Raw genomic sequence first — 18,858 nt, 5'->3', positions numbered from 1 at the left:
GCGCCGCTGCCCGTCATGCAGCGCCTCAGCGCTTGCCGTTGGGCGTGCTGACTTCGGCCAGCACGTCGGAGAACTCGGACACGTCCTCGAAGCTGCGATAGACCGAAGCGAATCGGATATAGGCGATCTTGTCGAGCTTGCGCAGCTCGCGCATCACCAGTTCGCCGACCTGGCTGCTGGGAATTTCCTTCTGTCCCAGCGCCAGCAGCTTTTCCTCGATGCGCGCGATCGCCTCGTCGATGGCCTCGGCCGATACCGGCCGCTTGCGCAGGGCCAGCCGCATCGAGTCCTTCAGCTTGCTGCGTGCGTAATCGACGCGGCTGCCGTTCTTCTTGACGATGGCCGGGAAGAACAGCTCGATCCGCTCATAGGTGGTGAAGCGCCGGTCGCAGGCCTCGCAACGGCGGCGCCGGCGCACGGTATCGCCTTCCTCGGACATGCGGGTGTCGAGTACCTGGGTATTGGAGTGACCGCAGAAGGGACATTTCATCGGACCACCTGGAGGCGGAGGTTGAGCGGCCGCGCGCCGCCCGGCAAGGCGGCGGCGCGCGGCGACGGCCGATCAGCCGTAGACCGGGAAGCGCTTGGTCAGCGCCGCGACCTGCTCGCGCACGCGCGCGATGTTGGCGGCGTCGTGCGGGTTGTCCAGCACGTCGGCGATCAGATTGGCGACCTGGCGCGCTTCCTCTTCCTTGAAGCCGCGCGTGGTCATCGCCGGCGAGCCCAGGCGGATGCCCGAGGTCACGAACGGCTTTTCCGGATCGTTGGGGATCGCGTTCTTGTTGACCGTGATGTGCGCGTCGCCGAGGATCTTCTCGGCTTCCTTGCCGGTGATCTGCTTGGCGCGCAGGTCGACCAGCATCACGTGGCTCTCGGTGCGTCCCGAGACGATGCGCAGGCCGCGCGCGATCAGCGTGTCGGCCAGCGCCTGGGCGTTCTTGACGACCTGCTGCTGATAGGCCTTGAACTCCGGCGACAGCGCTTCCTTGAACGCGACCGCCTTGCCGGCGATCACATGCATCAGCGGGCCGCCCTGGATGCCGGGGAAGATCGCCGAGTTGATGGCCTTCTCATGCTCGGCCTTCATCAGGATCACGCCGCCGCGCGGGCCGCGCAGGCTCTTGTGCGTGGTGGTGGTGACGAAGTCCGCGTGCGGCACCGGGTTCGGGTAGACGCCCGCGGCGATCAGGCCCGCGTAGTGCGCCATGTCGACCATGAAATAGGCGCCGACCGACTTGGCCACCGCGGCGATGCGCTCGAAGTCGATGCGCAGCGAGAAGGCCGACGCGCCGGCGATGATCAGCTTCGGCTTCTTTTCCTGGGCCAGCTTTTCCAGCGCGCCGTAGTCGATGTCCTCGTCGGCGTTCAGGCCGTAGCTGACCACGTTGAACCACTTGCCGCTCATGTTCAGCGCCATGCCGTGGGTCAGGTGGCCGCCTTCGGCCAGGCTCATGCCCATGATGGTGTCGCCCGGCTTCAGAACGGCGAAGAACACACCCTGGTTGGCCTGCGAGCCGGAGTTCGGCTGCACGTTGGCGGCCTCGGCGCCGAACAGCTGCTTGACGCGGTCGATCGCCAGCTGCTCGACGACGTCGACATATTCGCAGCCGCCGTAGTAACGCTTGCCGGGATAGCCCTCGGCGTACTTGTTGGTCAGCTGCGAGCCCTGCGCGGCCATCACGGCCGGCGAAGTGTAGTTTTCGGAAGCGATCAGCTCGATATGGTCTTCCTGGCGCTGATTTTCCTGCTGGATGGCGGACCAGAGTTCGGGATCGATCTGGTCGATCGTGTAGCGGCTGCGTTCGAACATGGCGAAAACTCGTCTGTAGAAGGATCGGTGAAAACCGTGCAATGACGGCGGATGACCGAAGGATACGGGAACGGAACGACGGTAGGGCGCGCGGGGAAGACGCATGCGAACCGCGTCGCCGGCCTGGGCGCGGGGCCCGGAGCTGGCGGCGCAGGGCGCACCCTGCTTCCCATTCGCTGGCCCAGGCGAGCGGCAGGCGCGGCGGCTATCGCAAGGGACCGGGGCCGGGCATCGCGCCCTGGCATCGGACCGCTTCCGGTGGCGTGGCGCCAGAGATCTTGCGCTTCCTCGTGGTAGTACCCACTGACTTCGCCAGTCGCGCAAGGTGGAATGGTTGGCCGGAGTTTACGCGAGGCCCCGGCTCGCCGCAAGCCGGCCGGACCGCCTGGGTCAAGGCGCCGGCGGGCAGGCAGCGGCCGTTCGTCTGTAGGACGGTCCCGGCGTTGCGTTGTCGGACGCCGTGTGACACCGGAGCCGCGCCCGCGTCCGTTACAATCGCGGCCATGACGAATTTCGTATGGCCCCTGCGCGTCTACTGGGAAGACACCGACGCCGGCGGGGTGGTGTTCTACGCCAACTACCTCAAGTTTTTCGAACGCGCGCGCACCGAATGGCTGCGCTCGCTGGGTATCGAGCAGCAGGCCCTCGCCGACGAATCCGGCGTGGTCTTTGTCGTGCGCAGCACGGCGGTGGAATACAATGCGCCCGCCCGGCTGGACGATCTGCTGGAGATCCGCACCCGTATTGAACGGGTCGGGCCCGCCTCGGTCCAATTCGCCCAGGAAGCGTGGCGCGGGCCGCTGATGCTGGCCGCGGGCACGATCCGGGTGGGATGCGTGGACCGCAACAGCTTCCGCCCGGCCCCGATTCCCGCACCAGTCCTCGCAACCATCAAGACCGCTCGATGAATCCCGTGACCGTCACGCAAGACATGTCGATCCTTACGCTGGTGATGCACGCCAGCTTCCTGGCGCAGGCCGTGATGGCCTTGCTGGTCGTCATGTCCTTGTTCTCCTGGACCTATATTTTCCGCAAGCACATGGCGCTGCGCGCCGCGCGCACCCAGACCGAAGGCTTCGAGCGCGATTTCTGGGCGGGCGGCGACCTGCAGGCGCTGTATCACAGCGCGGCCAACAACCGGCACAGCACCGGCGCGCTCGAGCGGATCTTCGAGTCGGGCATGGGCGAATACCTGAAGGCGCGCGAGCGCAGCAACGACGCCGGCGCGCTGCTCGACGCGGCCCGCCGCGCGATGCGCGCGGCCTACCAGCGCGAGATGGACGTGCTCGAGTCCCACCTGCCGTTCCTGGCCTCGGTCGGCTCGGTCAGCCCGTACATCGGCCTGTTCGGCACCGTCTGGGGGATCATGAACGCGTTCCGCGGCCTGTCCAACGTCCAGCAGGCCACGCTGGCCTCGGTCGCGCCGGGCATCGCCGAAGCGCTGGTGGCCACCGCGATCGGCCTGTTCGCGGCGATTCCCGCCGTGATCGCGTACAACCGCTACGCGACCGAGATCGACCGGCTGGCGATCCGCTTCGAGAGCTTCATGGAAGAATTCCTCAACATCCTGCAGCGGCAGACCCGCTGAAGGCCAGGCCAAGGAGAAGCGCAGCATGGCAGCCATTCAGCGCCGCGGCGGCTCGCGCCGCCGGGCCAGCGCCGACATCAACGTCGTGCCGTATATCGACGTGATGCTGGTTCTGCTCGTCATCTTCATGGTGGCGGCGCCGATCGTCAGCCCCGCCGTGGTGGACCTGCCGACCGTGGCCGACGCCACGCCGCAGCAGAAGACCCCGCCGATCGTCGTCACCGTGCACGAGGACGGCACGCTGACCGCGCGCGGCAAGAATCCCGAGGGCGGATCGTTCGAGCGCAAGCTCGACACCAAGGGCCTGCTGGACTTCGTGCACCAGCGCCAGAACGAGAACCCGGACCAGCCGGTGGTGATTGCCGCCGCCCGCGCGGTCAAGTACGAGGCGGTGCTCGACGTGATGTCCGAACTGAAGGCCGATGGCGTCAAGCGCGTCGGCCTGATGGTCAAGTCCAAGTAACCGCTGGATGACGACCGGATGTCGCCCGGAACCCTGCCGGTAGCCTTTCCGATGAAGACCGCCGACTCCTACCCGTATCAGCCGGTCAAGGAACGCGGCACGCTGCGCTCCTTCCTGCTGGCGCTCTTCATGCATCTGCTGCTGGGCATCGTGCTGTACTACGGTGTCAACTGGCAGATCAGCACCCCGGCCGGCGTCGAAGCCGAGCTGTGGGAGGAAGTCCCCGATACCCCGGCTCCCGAGCCGACCCCGCGGCCGCAGCCCCAGCCAACCCCGGCGCCGCCGGCGCCGGTGGCGCAGCCCAAGCCCGAGGAAGACGCCGACATCGCGCTGGAGCGCCAGAAGCGCCGCGAGGCCGAGGCGCGCGAGGCCGCGCGCAAGCAGGCCGAGCTGAAGGCCCGCCAGGAGCGCGAGGAACGCGAGGCCGCCGAGCGCCGCGAGGCGCAGCGCAAGGAAGAACAACGCAAGGAAGCCCTGCGCAAGGAAGAGCAGCGCAAGGAAGAGCAGCGGAAAGAGGCCCAGCGCAAGGAAGACCAGCAGCGCGCCGAGGAGCAGAAGCGCAAGGAACAGGCCGAGCGCAAGGAAGAGCAGGCGAAGAAAGCCAAGGCGGACGCCGAGGCGAAGGCCAAGGCCAAGGCCGATGCGGACGCGAAGGCCAAGCGCGAGGCCGCCGCCAACGCCCAGCGCCAGGCCGAGCTGGCCCGCCTGAAGGCACTGGCCGGCGGCAGCGGCTCGGGCGGCGGCACCTCGGACAACGCCGGTTCGGGCGGCCGCGCCTCGCCGGGCTACGCCGACAAGGTGCGCCGCCGGGTCAAGCCGAACATCGTCTTCACCGAGGACGTGCAGGGCAATCCGACCGCGGTGGTGTCGGTGTCGCTGGCGCCGGACGGCTCGCTGCTGTCGGCCCGCCTGTCGAAGTCCAGCGGCAATTCGGCCTGGGACAACGCCGTGCTGCGCGCGGTCGAGCGCTCCGACCCGCTGCCGCGCGACGACAACGGCAAGGCGCCGTCCAGCTTTACGATCACTTTCCGGCCCAAGGACTGACGCAGGCAAGCGTATGATTTGCAACATAGTGCAACCGGGATCGCTGGCCGCCGGGCGGCTGGCTACCATCGGCGGTTGCCTGGCGCGGCCCGGCGGCGCCTCGCTCCGCGCGCCGTTGCCGACGCGTCCGATGCATCGATTGACGATCTCGTTATAGATAGAGGAGCAGCATGCGATCGCTATTGACCCCGCTTTGGGCCCCGCTTTTGGCTCATTTGGCCCATCCGGCCCATGGGGGCTTCGCCTATCGGGCGGCCGACGCCCGCCAACGCACCCTGGCCACCCTCGCCAGCCGGCGCACCGGCCGTTCGGCCGTACTGGCCTGGATCACCATGGCGCTGGCCATGGTGCTGACGATGGGTACGGCCCACGCCCAGTTGAACGTCGAGATCTCCGGCGTCGGCTCCAGCCAGTACCCGATTGCCGTTGCCAATTTCCAGAATGAAGGCGCGGCGCCGACCAATCTGACGGCGATCATCCGCGCCGACCTGCAGCGCAGCGGCCGCTTCCGCAACGTGGACGTGGCCGGCGCCACCGTGCCCGAGACCGCCAACGTCGACCTGGCCGGCTGGAAGACCCGCGGTGCCGACGCCTTCGTGGCCGGCAGCGTGACCCCCGCCGGCGGCGGCCGCTACGAGGTGCGCTTCCGCCTGTACGACACCGTCAAGGGCGCCAGCCTGGGCGGCCTGGCCTTTACCGTCGGCCAGGACCAGCTGCGCGTGACCGCGCACAAGATTGCCGACTATATCTACGAGAAGCTGCTCGGCGAGCGCGGCGTGTTCGCGACCCGGCTGTCCTACGTCTCGCGCGTCGGCAACCGCTTCCAGCTGCTGATCTCGGACTCCGACGGCCAGAATTCGCGCGTCGCGCTGACCAGCAACGAGCCGATCATCTCGCCGTCGTGGTCGCCGGACGGCGCCAAGGTGGCCTACGTCTCGTTCGAGGCGAAGAAGCCGGTCGTCTATGTCCATGACCTCGCCACGGGCCGCCGCACGCTGGTGTCGAACCAGAAGGGCAACAACAGCGCCCCGGCATGGTCGCCGGATGGCCGCCATCTGGCGCTGGCGCTGTCGCGCGACGGCAATACGCAGATCTATCAGGTCAACGCCGACGGTTCGGGGCTGCGCCGCCTGAGCCGCAGCAGCGCGATCGATACCGAGCCGCAGTATTCGCCGGACGGCCGCCATATCTACTTCACCAGCGACCGCGGCGGCGCGCCGCAGATCTACCGCATGCCGGCCGCCGGCGAGGAGTCTGGCGCGGCGCAGCGCGTGACCTTCAAGGGCAACTACAACGTCAGCCCGCGGGTTTCGCCGGACGGCAAGCAACTGGCGTACATTAGCCGCGGCGGCGGCTTCAAGCTGCAGCTGATGGACCTGGGCAGCGGCGATGTCACCGCGCTGACCGATACGGCCAACGACGAGGCGCCCAGCTTCGCGGCCAACGGCAAGTACATTCTCTACGCCACTCGCGTCGGCGGTCGCGCGGTGCTGGCGGCGGTGTCGACCGATGGACGTACCAAGCAGGTTTTGTCGCTCCAGTCCGGCGAGGTTCGCGAGCCGTCCTGGGGACCCTTCATGCAATAACAGAAACAGGAGCCTCCTACCATGTCCAACATGATGACCAAGTCTCTCGCCATCGCCGTTCTGCTGACCCTCGGCGCCTGCTCGTCGGGCGTCAAGCTCGACGACTCCGCCAAGGCCGGCGCCGGTACCGGCGGCGCCGCGACCACCGACCCGCGCGCCGTCGCGCCGGTCGACGTTTCGCGCGATCCGCTGAACGACCCGAACAGCCCGCTGGCCCGCCGCAGCGTCTACTTCGACTTCGACAGCTACAGCGTCAAGCCGGAATACCAGGGCATGCTGAACGAGCACGCCAAGTACCTGCAGGGTAACCGCAGCCGCCGCATCCTGATCCAGGGCAACACCGACGAGCGCGGCACCAGCGAGTACAACCTGGCGCTGGGCCAGAAGCGTGCCGAGGCGGTGCGCCGTTCGCTGGCGACGATGGGCGTGCCCGAGAGCCAGATGGAAGCGGTCAGCCTGGGCAAGGAAAAGCCCAAGGCGCTGGGTCATGACGAAGCGTCGTGGGCCGAGAACCGCCGCGCCGATATCGTCTATTGATGCGCGTCCATTGATACCCTCTGGGTTCGTTTCGATCCGTTGATTCTGCGCTGAAGAAAGTCGATCCATGAAAGCACGCGTCTCTACTCTGTCGTGGCTAGTCGCCGCAGTTTGTGCCGGCCTGTTGCCGGTCGCCCAGGCGCAGGCCGGTGTCTTCGACGATGACGAGGCGCGTCGCGCCATCATCACGCTGCGAGAGCAGTTCAATGGCTTCCAGGCCACTGCCTCGCAGCGGATCGACCAGAACAGCCGCGCCCAGATCGATATCCAGAACCAGCTCGAAGGGCTGCGCCAGGAAGTCGCGCGCCTGCGGGGCCAGAACGAGGTGCTGCAGAACGAGGTCGCCAATCTGCAGCGCCAGCAGAAGGACTACTACGCGGACCTGGACGCGCGGCTCAAGAAGTTCGAGCCGCAGCAGGTCACCGTGGAAGGCCAGCAGGGCCTGGCCCAGCCGGGCGAGAAGACCGAGTACGACGCCGCGCTCAAGCAGTTCCAGACCGGGGACTTCAAGGGCGCCGGCGCCAACTTCTCGGCCTTCATCAAGAAGTATCCACAGAGCCCGTACCTGCCGCTGGCGCAGTACTGGCTCGGCAATTCGCTGTACGCCCAGCGCGACTACCGCGGCTCGATCACGGTGCTGCAGAACATGGTGCAGGCCAGCCCGACGCACCCCAAGGTGCCCGACGCGATGATCGCGATCGCCAACAACCAGCTGGAGTCGAACCAGAAGGCGGCGGCGCGCAAGACGCTGGAGCAGGTGGTGGCCAAGTACCCCGGCACCGAGGGCGCGCAGGCGGCCAGCAACCGGCTGAAGACGCTGAAGTAGGTCGCGCCCGACTTAGCGCGACTGCCGGGCGGCGACGCCGGCGTCCGAAGTGCCAAGGCCCGCGTGAGCGGGCCTTTTTTCGTGGTCGCGCTAAAATAACGGGTTACCTGATTTACTGCGAGGGCCGGTGGTCCTTCGCGCGCTACCCCGGCACACGCCCCCAAAGATGACCCCACGCGCAATCGTCCTGCTTTCCGGCGGCCTGGACTCCGCCACCGTGCTCGCCATGGCCAAGGCCCAGGGCTTCGAAACGTACGCGCTGTCGATGCGCTACGGCCAGCGGCATTCGTCCGAGCTGGAGGCGGCCAGGCGCGTCGCCGCGGCGCTCGGCGCCAGGCGGCACGAGATCGTCGACCTCGACCTGCGCCGCTTCGGCGGCTCGGCGCTGACCGACGACACGCTGGAGGTGCCGACCGACGGCGCGGCCGGCGGCATCCCCATCACCTATGTGCCGGCGCGCAACACGATCATGCTGTCGCTGGCGCTCGGCTGGGCCGAGGCGATTGGCGGCCGCGACCTGTTCTTCGGCGCCAATGCGGTCGACTATTCGGGCTACCCCGATTGCCGTCCGGAGTACGTGCAGGCCTACGAAGCGCTGGCGAATCTCGCCACCAAGGCCGGCGTCGAGGGCCAGCGTATCCGCGTCCACGCGCCGATCATCGACATGACCAAGGCCGAGATCATCCACGCCGGTGTCCGGCTCGGCGTCGACTACGGCATGACGGTGTCGTGCTACCAGGCGGACGAGCAGGGCCGCGCCTGCGGCGTCTGCGATTCCTGCCGGATCCGCCGCGCGGGCTTCGAGGCCGCCGGGGTGCCTGACCCGACCCGCTACCAGAACGCCGCGGCATCCTGACCGCAACGACGCCACCGCGCCGCTCACTTCCTATCGATCCGCCACCGGCAATCCGCCATGCCTGAAATCGACGTCCCCGCGCTGACGCGCACCGTTCTGGTCTGCACGTTCGCCCTGACCTTCCTGTTCGGGGCGGTCCTGCAGCGCACGCATTTCTGCACCATGGGCGCCGTCTCCGACATCGTCAACATGGGCGACTGGACCCGCATGCGCATGTGGGTGCTGGCGATCGGTATTGCGATGATCGGCACCGGCGTGCTGGCGTGGTCCGGCCAGATCGATCCGGCGCGCACCATCTACGCGGCCGACAAGCTGGCCTGGCTGTCTGCGCTGGTCGGCGGGCTGCTGTTCGGCTTCGGCATGGTGCTGGCGTCGGGCTGCGGCAGCAAGACGCTGGTGCGGATCGGCGCCGGCAACCTGAAGTCGCTGGTGGTGTTCGTGTTCCTGGGCCTGTCGGCCTATATGACGCTGCGCGGGCTGTTCGGCGTGATTCGCGTCAATACCGTCGACGCCGTGGCGATGCAGCTGCCGACCTCGCAGGACCTGCCGTCGCTGCTGGCGCAGACCGGCCTGTCGCGCGGCACGCTGCAACTGGTGCTGGGCCTGCTGCTCGGCGGCGTGCTGTCGCTGTGGGCGCTGGCCGGCAAGGGTTTTCGCACCTTCGACAACCTGCTCGGCGGCATCGCGGTCGGCCTGATCATCGTGGCGATGTGGTACGTGTCGGGCCATCTCGGCTTCGTGCCGGAGGACCCGAATACGCTGGAGGAGGTATTCGTCGCCACCAACAGCGGGCGGATGGAAAGCCTGAGCTTCGTCGCGCCGTATGCCTATACGCTGGACTGGCTGATGATGTTCAGCGACAAGAGCAAGGTGCTGACGGTCGGCATCGTCAGCGTGATCGGCGTGATCGCCGGCGCCGCGGCCTATGCGCTGGCCTCGCGCACGTTCCGCTGGGAAGGCTTCGGCAACGCCGAGGACGTCGCCAACCATATCGTCGGCGGCATCCTGATGGGCGCGGGCGGTGTGACCGCGCTGGGCTGCACGATCGGGCAGGGCCTGTCGGGCGTGTCGACGCTGGCGATCGGTTCCTTCATCGCGCTGGCCGGCATTCTGCTGGGCGCCGTGCTGGCGTTCCGCTATCAGATGTGGCGGCTGGAGCGGATGGTCTGAGCGGCAGGGTCAGGCATCATGGGCCGGCCGCGAATTCAGCCTGCCAAGGGCATTGCCGTTGACATGATCAGTCAGCAGTGACTATAATCGCGGCTTCGGTTTTTTCGGGTCGTTAGCTCAGCCGGTAGAGCAGCGGACTTTTAATCCGTTGGTCGCAGGTTCGAATCCTGCACGACCCACCAGTATTGCGAAGGGCCTGTGACGCAAGTCACAGGCCCTTTTTGCATGGTGCGGCGGGAAACTGGCGGGAAAGTGCCCTTCGGCGCGGCCCTCAGCGGCCCGGCGTCGGCGGCTGGGTCGGCGGCGTCGGCGTCTTGGTCGTCGTCGTGTTCGACTCGGTCTCGCGCATCGACACGAACAGGTCCCAACTGGCGATGAACAGCGCGGCGATCAGCGGGCCGATCACGAAGCCGTTGATGCCGAACAGCGCCATGCCGCCCAGCGTCGAGATCAGGATCACCCAGTCCGGCATCTTGGTGTCCTTGCCGACCAGGATCGGGCGCAGCACGTTGTCGACCGCGCCGATCACCAGCGCGCCGAACGCGATCACCGTGATGCCCTTCCAGATCACGCCGGTCAGCAGGAAATAGATCGCCACCGGTCCCCAGATCAGCCCCGCGCCGACCGCCGGCAGCAGCGACAGCACCGCCATCACCACGCCCCACAGCACCGCGCCCTGGATGCCCAGCACCGCGAACAGCAGGCCGCCGAGCAGGCCCTGCAGCGCGGCCACGGCGATATTGCCCTTGATCGTGGCGCGGATCACGCCGGTGAACTTCAGCAGCAGCATCTGCTTGTGTTCGTCGCTGAGCGGCAGCGCCAGCCGGATCCTGCGCGTCAGCTTGGCGCCGTCGCGCAGCAGGAAGAACAGCAGATACAGCATGACGCCGAAGCTGATGACGAACTGGAAGGTGTTCTGGCCGATGCTGAGCGCCTGCGTGGCCAGATACTGGCTGATCTGGCCTGCCGCGGTGGCCAGTTTTTCCTGGATCGAGGCGACGTCGTTCAGTTCGAGCCGGGTCAGCGCCGAGTTCAGGCTCGACGGCAGTGCCGCCACGGCCTGTTCGAAATAGGCGGTGAAATTGATATGGCCCGAACGGATCTGGTGCACCACCGCGGTGGTTTCATTGAGCAGCGAGGCGGTGACCAGGAACATCGGCAGCACCACCACCAGCAGGCATAGCAGCAGGGTAATCAGCGCGGCGAGGTTCGGATGGCCGCGCATCTTGCGCGTCAGCAGATTGTTCAGCGGGGTGAAGATGATCGCCAGGATCACGCCCCAGAATACCGCGCCGAAAAACGGCTGGAGCACCCAGAAGAAGGCGATGGTGACGATGGCCAACAGGATGTAGAAGGCCTTCTGGTGCATGGCGGTTCAGTGTCGAAGTGTCAGGGACACGAGATGGATGAGCGATGCGCTGGCGAACCCGCGGCCCGCCCGGATGCCAGTGCTGGCCTGGTGTTCCGCGGCGGGTCCCGACGGTTCAGCGTACCAGCGGATCGTGAAAACCGGTATCGGCGCGTGCGCCGGCGGCGTCGCGGGCGGTCCCGGCTGCCGGGACATTGCCTTCGGGCGTCTGCGCGCGCGCCTGCTGCCAGGTCCGCCAGGCCCAGTAGCCTGCGCCGGCAACGGCGCCCAGCTTGGACAGCTTCCAGCCCCAGCGCAGCACCGGCACGCGCCGCATCAGCGGCAACGCCAGCGACAGTGCCGAGCTCATGACCGGATAGTCCTTGGCCATGCCGAGCAGCTTCCACATCGATTGGGGCCGCGCCATGCGCGGCAGCCAGGCGCCGATGCGGCCGATGTTGCGGACGCTGGCGCGCACGTCGGCAAGCGATTGCGCGCAATCGTAGCGTTCGAGGGCCGCGCGCGTGATCAGCAGTTCCTTGCGCACCGCCAGCGGCAGCCGCACTTCGCGGTCCGTGCGCCGGCGTGCCGGCGGTTCGGATCGGGCGGTCCGGGCGCCGACGCCGGTCGGCGGCATCGGCGGCAGTCCGGCTTCGTTCAGCGCCGCGGCCGAGGGCGCGGCGTAAGCGTCGGCCGACGGTTCCGCGGAGGCGGCTGGCGTCGGGGCCGGTGTCGGGACCGGAGTGGAGGCCGGTGTTGGAGCGGGGGTCGGTGTCATTGGCGCAGGCTCTCCCGGTCCTTGTCGATTTCGGCCAGCGTGGCTTCGAACATCGGCGGCGAATTGCGGATGATGTTGCGGGCGGCAAGCAGGCAGATGCCGCCGAGCAGCAGATAGACCACGACCACCGCGCCCAGCGCCTGCACCCGGTAGTTGTCCCAGAACAGCAGCACGATCAGGCCGGTCAACGCGAACAGCGAGAGCCCGAAGAAGATCAGGCCGACCAGCGCCAGCAGCGCCATGCGCAACAGCCGGGATTTTTCCTCGGACAGTTCGACGCTGGCCAGCTCCAGTCGGGTCTGCACCATCGCCGCCACCGAGCTGCCCAGTGTGCGCAGCGAGTCCAGTAACTTGGGTGAGGAGGTGTCGGTCATGCGGTTCCGCTGATTGGAGTGTCGTCATGCGCCGCGTCGCGGCACCCGGCAGGAGGGGGCCCGCGCCGTCGGCGCGCCACGGGCGCCCGCGAACGGGGGGCCGGCTGGGCGCCGGCGCAGGCCGGCAAGTCGCGGTCGGGCGCGGGAACCGGCTGGCTCCGCCGGCCCGACCGGCTGGCTTTACTTGCGATTGAGCAGCAGGCCGATCAGCAGACCGGCGCCGGCGGCGATGCCGACCGCGCGCCAGGGGTGGTCATGTACGTAGTCGTCGGTGGCCCGGGCCGCGGCCTTGCTCTTGGTGACGACGGCGTCCTGCAGGTCCTGCGCTTTTTCCTTGGCTTGCTTCAGCAGGCCCATGCCACGCTCGCGCAGTTCGGCGGCCTTCTCGCCGGTGGTCGAGGCGGCTTGCTTGAGCAGCTCCTCGGCATCGGACAGGACGGTTTTGACATCGCTCATCAGTTTCTCCTGGTTGCGGGCGGTTGTTTCGGATAGTTGCATGTTGGCCTTCCTCGCTCTCGTAGGGTGTCTTCGCCTTGCTGCGGTCCAAGCATTTCCTAGGATATGCGGCGCTCAGCAATGGTTTCAAGACAGCGAGTCCTACAAGTCATGTAGGACATCGGCGCAGCGCGATGCAAACCTTAGTGGTTTTGCCCGGCCGGCACGCCGTCAGGCGTCGCGCGCCCGTCCGGCGCGTCCCGATCGCGAGGTGGCGGCGGGTTTCGGCGTCACGCGGAAGTCTTCGACGATTGATTCGGCAAATGACTTCGCGTGATGTTGTAGTGACTTTATATTTGTTTGTGTCTCACCGCAATCGGAATAGACTGGTCTGAGTCCGGGCGCTGGCTTGCCCGGAGGCAAGCATCATTGGACAGACCACTGACGACTGACAGGCAAGGAGGCAAACCATGGCACTGAGGCTAGGCGACATTGCGCCGGACTTCGAACAGGATTCCAGCGAAGGCCGCATCCGCTTTCACGAATGGCTAGGCGACAGCTGGGGCGTGCTGTTCTCCCATCCGGCGGATTTCACGCCGGTCTGCACGACCGAACTGGGCCTGACGGCCAAGCTCAAGGACGAGTTTGCCAAGCGCAACGTCAAGGCGATCGCGCTGTCGGTGGACCCGGTCGAGTCGCACCTGGGCTGGATCCAGGACATCAACGACACGCAGGGCTGCCAGGTCAATTTCCCGATCCTGGCCGACGCCGACCGCAAGGTGTCCGAGCTCTACGACATGATCCATCCGAACGCCAACGAGACGCTGACCGTGCGCTCGCTGTTCGTGATCGATCCGAACAAGAAGGTGCGGCTGATCATTACCTATCCGGCCAGCACCGGCCGCAACTTCAACGAGATCCTGCGCGTCATCGATTCGCTGCAGCTGACCGACAAGCACAGCGTGGCGACGCCGGGCAACTGGCAGCAGGGCGAAGACGTGGTGATCGTGCCGTCGTTGAAGGACGAAGAGATGATCAAGCAGAAGTTCCCGAAGGGCTACAAGGCGATTCGCCCGTACCTGCGGATGACGCCGCAGCCAGACAAGCAGCAATAGGCGTCCCGGGAACAGAGACAGAAACAGAAACGGTAACGGAAAGAGAAACGGAAACGCCGCCCGGGTCCGCGTGGTGCAAGCGGGCCGGGGCGGCGGCAACGGTGTCGTACCGACGGGTTCGCCCGTCGTCTCCTTGGTAGTGTGCTTTGGCCCGGCGACAGCCGGGCCTTTTTATTGGGCCGTGCGTGCTGGGCCGTGCGTGCGTGCGCGGCCCGGTTCAGCGCAAGGCCGCTCAGAAGAAGGCCTGGATGCCGGTCTGCGCGCGGCCCAGGATCAGCGCGTGGATGTCGTGCGTGCCTTCGTAGGTGTTGACCACCTCGAGGTTGACCACATGGCGGATCACGCCGAACTCGTCCGAGATGCCGTTGCCGCCGAGCATGTCGCGCGCCACGCGGGCGATGTCGAGCGACTTGCCGCACGAATTGCGCTTCATGATCGAGGTGATCTCGACCGCCGCGGTGCCCTCGTCCTTCATCCGGCCCAGGCGCAGGCAGCCCTGCAGGCCCAGCGTGATTTCCGTCTGCATGTCGGCCAGCTTCTTCTGCACCAGCTGGGTCGCGGCCAGCGGGCGGCCGAACTGCTTGCGGTCCAGCGTGTACTGGCGCGCGGTATGCCAGCAGAATTCGGCGGCGCCCAGCGCGCCCCAGGCGATGCCGTAACGGGCCGAGTTCAGGCAGGTGAACGGACCCTTCAGGCCGCTGACGCCCGGCATCAGGTTCTCTTCCGGCACGAACACCTGGTCCATCACGATTTCGCCGGTGATCGAGGTACGCAGCCCGACCTTGCCGTGGATCGCCGGCGCGCTCAGGCCCTTCCAGCCTTTTTCGAGGATGAAGCCGCGGATGGCCTCCTTGCCGTCCTCGCCCATCAGCTTGGCCCACACGACGAACACGTCGGCGATCGGCGAGTTGGTGATCCACATCTTGGCGCCGCTCAGCTCGTAGCCGCCGTCGACCTTCCTGGCACGCGTCACCATCGAGCCCGGGTCGGAGCCGTGGTTGGGTTCGGTCAGGCCGAAGCAGCCGATCCATTCGCCGGTGGCCAGCTTGGGCAGGTACTTCTGCTTCTGCGCCTCGCTGCCGAACTCGTAGATCGGCACCATCACCAACGACGACTGCACGCTCATCATCGAGCGATAGCCCGAATCGACGCGCTCGACCTCGCGGGCGATCAGGCCGTAGCTGACGTAGTTCAGCCCCGGGCCGCCGTACTGCTCGGGAATGGTCGGGCCGAGCAGGCCGAGCTCGCCCATCTCGCGGAAGATGGTCGCGTCGGTCTTTTCATGCCGGAACGACTCCAGCACGCGCGGCATCAGCTTGTCCTGGCAGTAGGCCGCGGCGGCGTCGCGCACCATGCGCTCGTCGGCGGTCAGTTGCTGGTCGAGCAGCAGCGGGTCGGCCCAGTGGAATTCGGCGTTGGCGGCCATCGAGGTCTCCTTCGGTAGAGCGGTAAACGCGGGTCAGCGTGATTGAACTTGAAATGGAACGTGGAAATCGGCGCGGCGGACCGGCTGGCGGCGTGCCGCCGGTCTTGTTTTGTAGTTCCGCATTGCGGAACCATGTTCCGATGCGTTAGTATAGCGCAAAGCGTCCGGCCGGCAACAGCCATGTCCTGCCGTCGCGACACGTCCCGAAACGTCCCGACTTTCCTTTCACCGCATCTCAACGCCTTCGACCGAGGAGCCCGCCGTGGCCAACTCCGACGTGCTTTCTGCCGCCGCCCCCGCCGCCCCCGCCGCCCCCGAGGCCAAGCCCGACCGTGCGGCGCGCGAGAGCGATCCGAACTTCGTCACCGCGCTGGCCCGTGGCCTGGAGCTGCTGCGGTGCTTTCGCACCGGCGAGTCGATGCTGGGCAACCAGGACTTCGTACGCCGTACCGGCCTGCCGAAGGCGACCGTCAGCCGCCTGGCCGGCACGCTGGTGCAACTGGGGTATCTGCGCTACGACGAGAGCCTGGGGAAGTACGCGCTGGACGCCGGCGTGCTGGCGCTCGGATTTGCCTACCTGTCGGCCTCCGGCGTGGTAGCGCTGTCGCGGCCCCATATGCTGGCGTTCGCGCAGACGCATGGCGTGTCGGTGTCGCTCGGCAAGCGCGAGCGGCTGGAGGTCATCTATCTGGAGTCGATCCGCAACGATGCCGGCTCGATGCTGGGGCTCGGCGTCGGATCGCGGCTGTCGCTGGTATCAAGCTCGATGGGGCGCGCCTATCTGGCGGCGCTGCCCGGCCCGAAGCGCGAACGCCTGCTGGCCGAATTCGCGCAGGCCTATCCCGAGCAATGGAAGGCGCAGCAGGCGCCGATGCGGGCGGCGGTGGCGGAGGCCGAGCAGCGCGGCTACGCGGCCTCGTTCCGCGACTGGCATCCGGCGATCCATGCCTGCGCGGTGGCATTCCGGCCGATCGGCGAGAAGGACATCCACATGCTTAGCTGCAGCGCGTCGTATGGCAGCGTCGACGAAGCGACGTTCCACCAGACGCTGGCGCCCGCGCTGCGCGCGCTGGCGGCGCGGCTGGCGGAAGGGGCGGGCGGGGCCACGCGCTGAGGGCAGCCGTTCGAAACGCTGAAAGCATCCGAACAACCGGGATGTCGTTCCCGCGAAAGCGGGAATCCAGTGTCTTTGAAAGTCAGTGTCTTTGAAAGTCGCTGGGTCCCCGCCTTCGCGGGGACGACTGGTGTTCTGGATTCACGCACCGGTCACAGGTCGGTACGCAGCTTCCACAGTTCGGGGAACAGCACGATGTCGAGCATCTTGCGCAGATAGCCGACGCCCTCGGTGCCGCCGGTGCCGCGCTTGAAGCCGATCACGCGTTCGACCGTGGTGACATGGCGGAAGCGCCATTGGCGGAAGGCATCCTCCAGATCGACGAACTTCTCGCCGAGCTCGTACAGCTCCCAGTGCGCCTCGGGCTGGCGATAGACCGCGAGCCACGCCGCCTCGACCGAGGCGTTGTAGCCGGCCGGCTCGGTCCAGTCGCGCTCGAGACAGGCCGCATCGATCGGAAAGCCGCGCCGCGCCATCAGCCGGATCGCCTCGTCGTACAACGACGGCGTGCGCAGCGCCTGCTCGACCAGCGCATGGTGCTGCGGGCGGTGCGCATGCGGGCGCAGCATTGCCGCGTTCTTGTTGCCGAGGATGAATTCGATCTCGCGGTACTGGAACGACTGGAAGCCGGACGACATCCCCAGATAGGGCCGCATCGCCGAATACTCCGGCGGCGTCATCGTCGCCAGCACGTTCCAGGCCTGCACCAGCTGGTCCATGATGCGCGACACCCGCGTCAGCATCTTGAACGCCGGCGGCAGGTCGTCGCGCCGCACCGCCTCGCGCGCGGCGCGCAGCTCATGCAGCATCAGCTTCATCCACAGCTCGGTGGTCTGATGCTGGACGATGAACAGCATCTCGTTGTGATCGGGCGACAGCGGATGCTGGGCGTTCAGGATCTGGTCCAGCGCCAGATAGTCGCCGTAGCTCATCTGCTGGCGCATGTCGAGCTGGGCGCCGTGCCAATCGCCCTCGCCGGAGCGGGGCGCCGCGCCGGACATCGGGCAGCCGCCGTGTCCGGCCCTGGTGTTATCGGATTGCATGGTCATCTCGTTCGCTCGCTGCTCAGGTCACCGCCGTGCGCGTCTGGAAGCGCGCCGCTTCGTAGGCACCGCTGTCGAGCACGTCGCGCAGCACCTCCACCGCATCCCAAACGTCCGCAAAACCAGTGTAGAGCGGCGTGAAGCCGAAGCGGATGATCTGCGGCTCGCGGTAGTCGCCGATCACGCCGCGCTCGATCAGCGCCTGCATCACGGCATAGCCCTGCGGATGGGCGAAGCTGACCTGGCTGCCGCGGCGCGCGTGCTCGCGCGGCGTGACCAGCGTCAGCGGATGGTGGCCGCAGCGCGCTTCCACCAGCGCGATGAACAGGTCGGTCAGCTGCAGCGACTTGGCGCGCAGCGCCTGCATGTCGGTGCGGGCGAAGATCTCCAGCCCGCATTCGACCATCGCCAGCGAGGTCATCGGCTGCGTGCCGCACAGGAAGCGCGAGACGCCGCTGCGCGGGCGATAGTCGGGCTCCATCGCGAACGGCGCGGCGTGGCCCCACCAGCCCGACAGCGGCTGCCAGAACGCGTCGCGCAGCGCCGGCGCGACCCACAGGAAAGCTGGCGAACCAGGGCCGCCGTTCAGGTACTTGTAGGTGCAGCCGACCGCGTAGTCGGCGCCGGATTCGCGCAGCGCGACCGGCACCGCGCCCGCCGAATGCGCCAGATCCCAGACCGTCAGCGCGCCGCGCGCATGCGCCAGCTCGGTCAGCGCCGCCATGTCCAGCATCTCGCCGGTCTTGTAGTTGACGTGGGTCAGCATCAGCACCGCGGTATCGTCGCGCACCGCGGCGTCGATCTCGTCGGGGCTGTCGACCGGTCGCAGCGAATAGCCTTGCTGCAGCAGATCGGCCAGGCCCTGGGCGATATACAGATCGGTCGGGAAGTTGCTGCGCTCGGAGACGATGACCTTGCGGCCCGGCGCGCGCAGGCCCTGCACGCGCAGCGCGGCAGCCAGCACCTTGAACAGGTTGACCGAGGTGGTGTCGGTGACGACGACCTCGTCCGGGCCGGCGCCGACCAGCGGGGCCAGCAGATTGCCCAGGCGCTGCGGCAGCTCGAACCAGCCGGCGGTATTCCAGCTGCGGATCAGGCCTTCGCCCCATTCCTGCTCGACCACCTGGGCGGCGCGGGCCGAGGCCGCGCGCGGGCGGGCGCCCAGCGAATTGCCGTCCAGATAGATCACGCCGTCGGGCAGCGCGAAGGCGTCGCGCAGCGGGCGCAAGGGGTCTTGCCGGTCCAGCGACAGGCAGTGCTCGCGGGTAGTTGCGGTCATGGGTTCCTTGATGAGGGTTGTCGATCGCCGTCGGGGGCGATCGCTGTCAATGCCGGGATGCCGGGC

General features: G+C 67.4%; 20 protein-coding genes and 1 tRNA gene. 12 read left to right on the top strand and 9 right to left on the bottom strand.

Translation table 11 applies throughout. The features are described from left to right. Positions 1-25: 25 nt before the first annotated feature. Complete coding sequence (gene nrdR / locus LRR16_RS03845; RefSeq protein WP_006577789.1) at positions 26-490, bottom strand: transcriptional regulator NrdR; 465 nt, start codon at positions 488-490, stop codon at positions 26-28. Between the two features lie 72 nt (positions 491-562). Then, the gene (gene glyA, locus LRR16_RS03840; protein WP_006577788.1) at positions 563-1,810 is read right to left on the bottom strand and encodes a serine hydroxymethyltransferase; all 1,248 of its coding nucleotides are present in this window, start codon (positions 1,808-1,810) and stop codon (positions 563-565) included. A gap of 503 nt (positions 1,811-2,313) precedes the next feature. On the opposite strand from glyA, the gene ybgC reads away from it, so the two are divergent. From ybgC to LRR16_RS03790, 10 genes are all read left to right on the top strand, one after another. Then, entirely contained in the window at positions 2,314-2,718 is a 405-nt protein-coding gene (gene ybgC, locus LRR16_RS03835) for a tol-pal system-associated acyl-CoA thioesterase (RefSeq protein WP_006577787.1), read from the top strand. Beyond that, a complete protein-coding gene (gene tolQ / locus LRR16_RS03830; protein ID WP_023264902.1) occupies positions 2,715-3,398 on the top strand; it encodes a protein TolQ in 684 nt (227 codons plus the stop codon). The genes ybgC and tolQ overlap by 4 nt, the downstream gene beginning before the upstream one ends. A 25-nt stretch (positions 3,399-3,423) precedes the next feature. Continuing rightward, positions 3,424-3,861, top strand: coding sequence for a protein TolR (tolR, locus tag LRR16_RS03825; protein ID WP_006577785.1), 438 nt, complete (start codon positions 3,424-3,426; stop codon positions 3,859-3,861). Between the two features lie 51 nt (positions 3,862-3,912). Then, positions 3,913-4,905 carry a cell envelope integrity protein TolA gene (gene tolA, locus LRR16_RS03820; protein WP_232204952.1) on the top strand — a complete coding sequence of 331 codons (993 nt, stop codon included), beginning with the start codon at positions 3,913-3,915 and terminating at the stop codon, positions 4,903-4,905. Positions 4,906-5,237: 332 nt separating this feature from the next. After that, entirely contained in the window at positions 5,238-6,491 is a 1,254-nt protein-coding gene (gene tolB / locus LRR16_RS03815) for a Tol-Pal system beta propeller repeat protein TolB (RefSeq protein ID WP_232204951.1), read from the top strand. A gap of 21 nt (positions 6,492-6,512) precedes the next feature. Further along, complete coding sequence (gene pal, locus LRR16_RS03810; protein WP_023264086.1) at positions 6,513-7,028, top strand: peptidoglycan-associated lipoprotein Pal; 516 nt, start codon at positions 6,513-6,515, stop codon at positions 7,026-7,028. Between the two features lie 67 nt (positions 7,029-7,095). Beyond that, the gene (ybgF, locus tag LRR16_RS03805) at positions 7,096-7,854 is read left to right on the top strand and encodes a tol-pal system protein YbgF (protein WP_006578188.1); all 759 of its coding nucleotides are present in this window, start codon (positions 7,096-7,098) and stop codon (positions 7,852-7,854) included. A gap of 166 nt (positions 7,855-8,020) precedes the next feature. Further along, the gene (queC, locus tag LRR16_RS03800) at positions 8,021-8,710 is read left to right on the top strand and encodes a 7-cyano-7-deazaguanine synthase QueC (RefSeq protein WP_232204839.1); all 690 of its coding nucleotides are present in this window, start codon (positions 8,021-8,023) and stop codon (positions 8,708-8,710) included. A gap of 57 nt (positions 8,711-8,767) precedes the next feature. Next, on the top strand, positions 8,768-9,880 hold the full coding sequence (locus tag LRR16_RS03795; RefSeq protein ID WP_064572823.1) for a YeeE/YedE family protein: 1,113 nt from the start codon (positions 8,768-8,770) through the stop codon (positions 9,878-9,880). A 106-nt stretch (positions 9,881-9,986) separates the two neighbouring features. Beyond that, a tRNA-Lys gene (locus LRR16_RS03790) sits at positions 9,987-10,062 on the top strand. 89 nt (positions 10,063-10,151) lie between these two features. Here the strand turns inward: LRR16_RS03790 and LRR16_RS03785 are convergent. From LRR16_RS03785 to LRR16_RS03770, 4 genes are all read right to left on the bottom strand, one after another. Further along, complete coding sequence (locus LRR16_RS03785) at positions 10,152-11,249, bottom strand: AI-2E family transporter (RefSeq protein ID WP_006578190.1); 1,098 nt, start codon at positions 11,247-11,249, stop codon at positions 10,152-10,154. A gap of 115 nt (positions 11,250-11,364) precedes the next feature. Continuing rightward, positions 11,365-11,865 (bottom strand): DUF3318 domain-containing protein, encoded by a 501-nt coding sequence (locus LRR16_RS03780; RefSeq protein ID WP_232204838.1) that lies wholly within the window; start codon positions 11,863-11,865, stop codon positions 11,365-11,367. 137 nt (positions 11,866-12,002) lie between these two features. After that, complete coding sequence (locus LRR16_RS03775; RefSeq protein ID WP_064572827.1) at positions 12,003-12,380, bottom strand: phage holin family protein; 378 nt, start codon at positions 12,378-12,380, stop codon at positions 12,003-12,005. A gap of 180 nt (positions 12,381-12,560) precedes the next feature. Beyond that, positions 12,561-12,878, bottom strand: coding sequence for a DUF883 family protein (locus LRR16_RS03770; RefSeq protein WP_315904136.1), 318 nt, complete (start codon positions 12,876-12,878; stop codon positions 12,561-12,563). 407 nt (positions 12,879-13,285) lie between these two features. Between LRR16_RS03770 and LRR16_RS03765 the strand changes: the two genes are divergently transcribed. Continuing rightward, on the top strand, positions 13,286-13,930 hold the full coding sequence (locus tag LRR16_RS03765; RefSeq protein WP_232204837.1) for a peroxiredoxin: 645 nt from the start codon (positions 13,286-13,288) through the stop codon (positions 13,928-13,930). A gap of 232 nt (positions 13,931-14,162) precedes the next feature. Here LRR16_RS03765 and LRR16_RS03760 read toward each other — a convergent pair whose 3' ends face one another. Next, positions 14,163-15,356 (bottom strand): acyl-CoA dehydrogenase, encoded by a 1,194-nt coding sequence (locus tag LRR16_RS03760; RefSeq protein ID WP_232204836.1) that lies wholly within the window; start codon positions 15,354-15,356, stop codon positions 14,163-14,165. 370 nt (positions 15,357-15,726) lie between these two features. Between LRR16_RS03760 and LRR16_RS03755 the strand changes: the two genes are divergently transcribed. After that, positions 15,727-16,470, top strand: coding sequence for an IclR family transcriptional regulator (locus LRR16_RS03755; RefSeq protein ID WP_232204950.1), 744 nt, complete (start codon positions 15,727-15,729; stop codon positions 16,468-16,470). Between the two features lie 152 nt (positions 16,471-16,622). On the opposite strand, the gene kynA is transcribed toward LRR16_RS03755, so the two are convergent. Both kynA and kynU read right to left on the bottom strand, forming a co-directional pair. After that, the gene (kynA, locus tag LRR16_RS03750) at positions 16,623-17,513 is read right to left on the bottom strand and encodes a tryptophan 2,3-dioxygenase (RefSeq protein WP_370646748.1); all 891 of its coding nucleotides are present in this window, start codon (positions 17,511-17,513) and stop codon (positions 16,623-16,625) included. A 22-nt stretch (positions 17,514-17,535) separates the two neighbouring features. Further along, positions 17,536-18,792: a kynureninase gene (gene kynU, locus LRR16_RS03745; protein WP_232204835.1), complete on the bottom strand. Its 1,257-nt coding sequence runs from the start codon at positions 18,790-18,792 to the stop codon at positions 17,536-17,538. Positions 18,793-18,858 lie beyond the last annotated feature (66 nt).

This window comes from Cupriavidus sp. UGS-1, assembly GCF_021213615.1.
Classification (GTDB): domain Bacteria; phylum Pseudomonadota; class Gammaproteobacteria; order Burkholderiales; family Burkholderiaceae; genus Cupriavidus.
The sequence above is the reverse complement of the archived record's forward strand: the minus strand, read 5'-3'. Positions and strand labels throughout refer to the sequence as shown.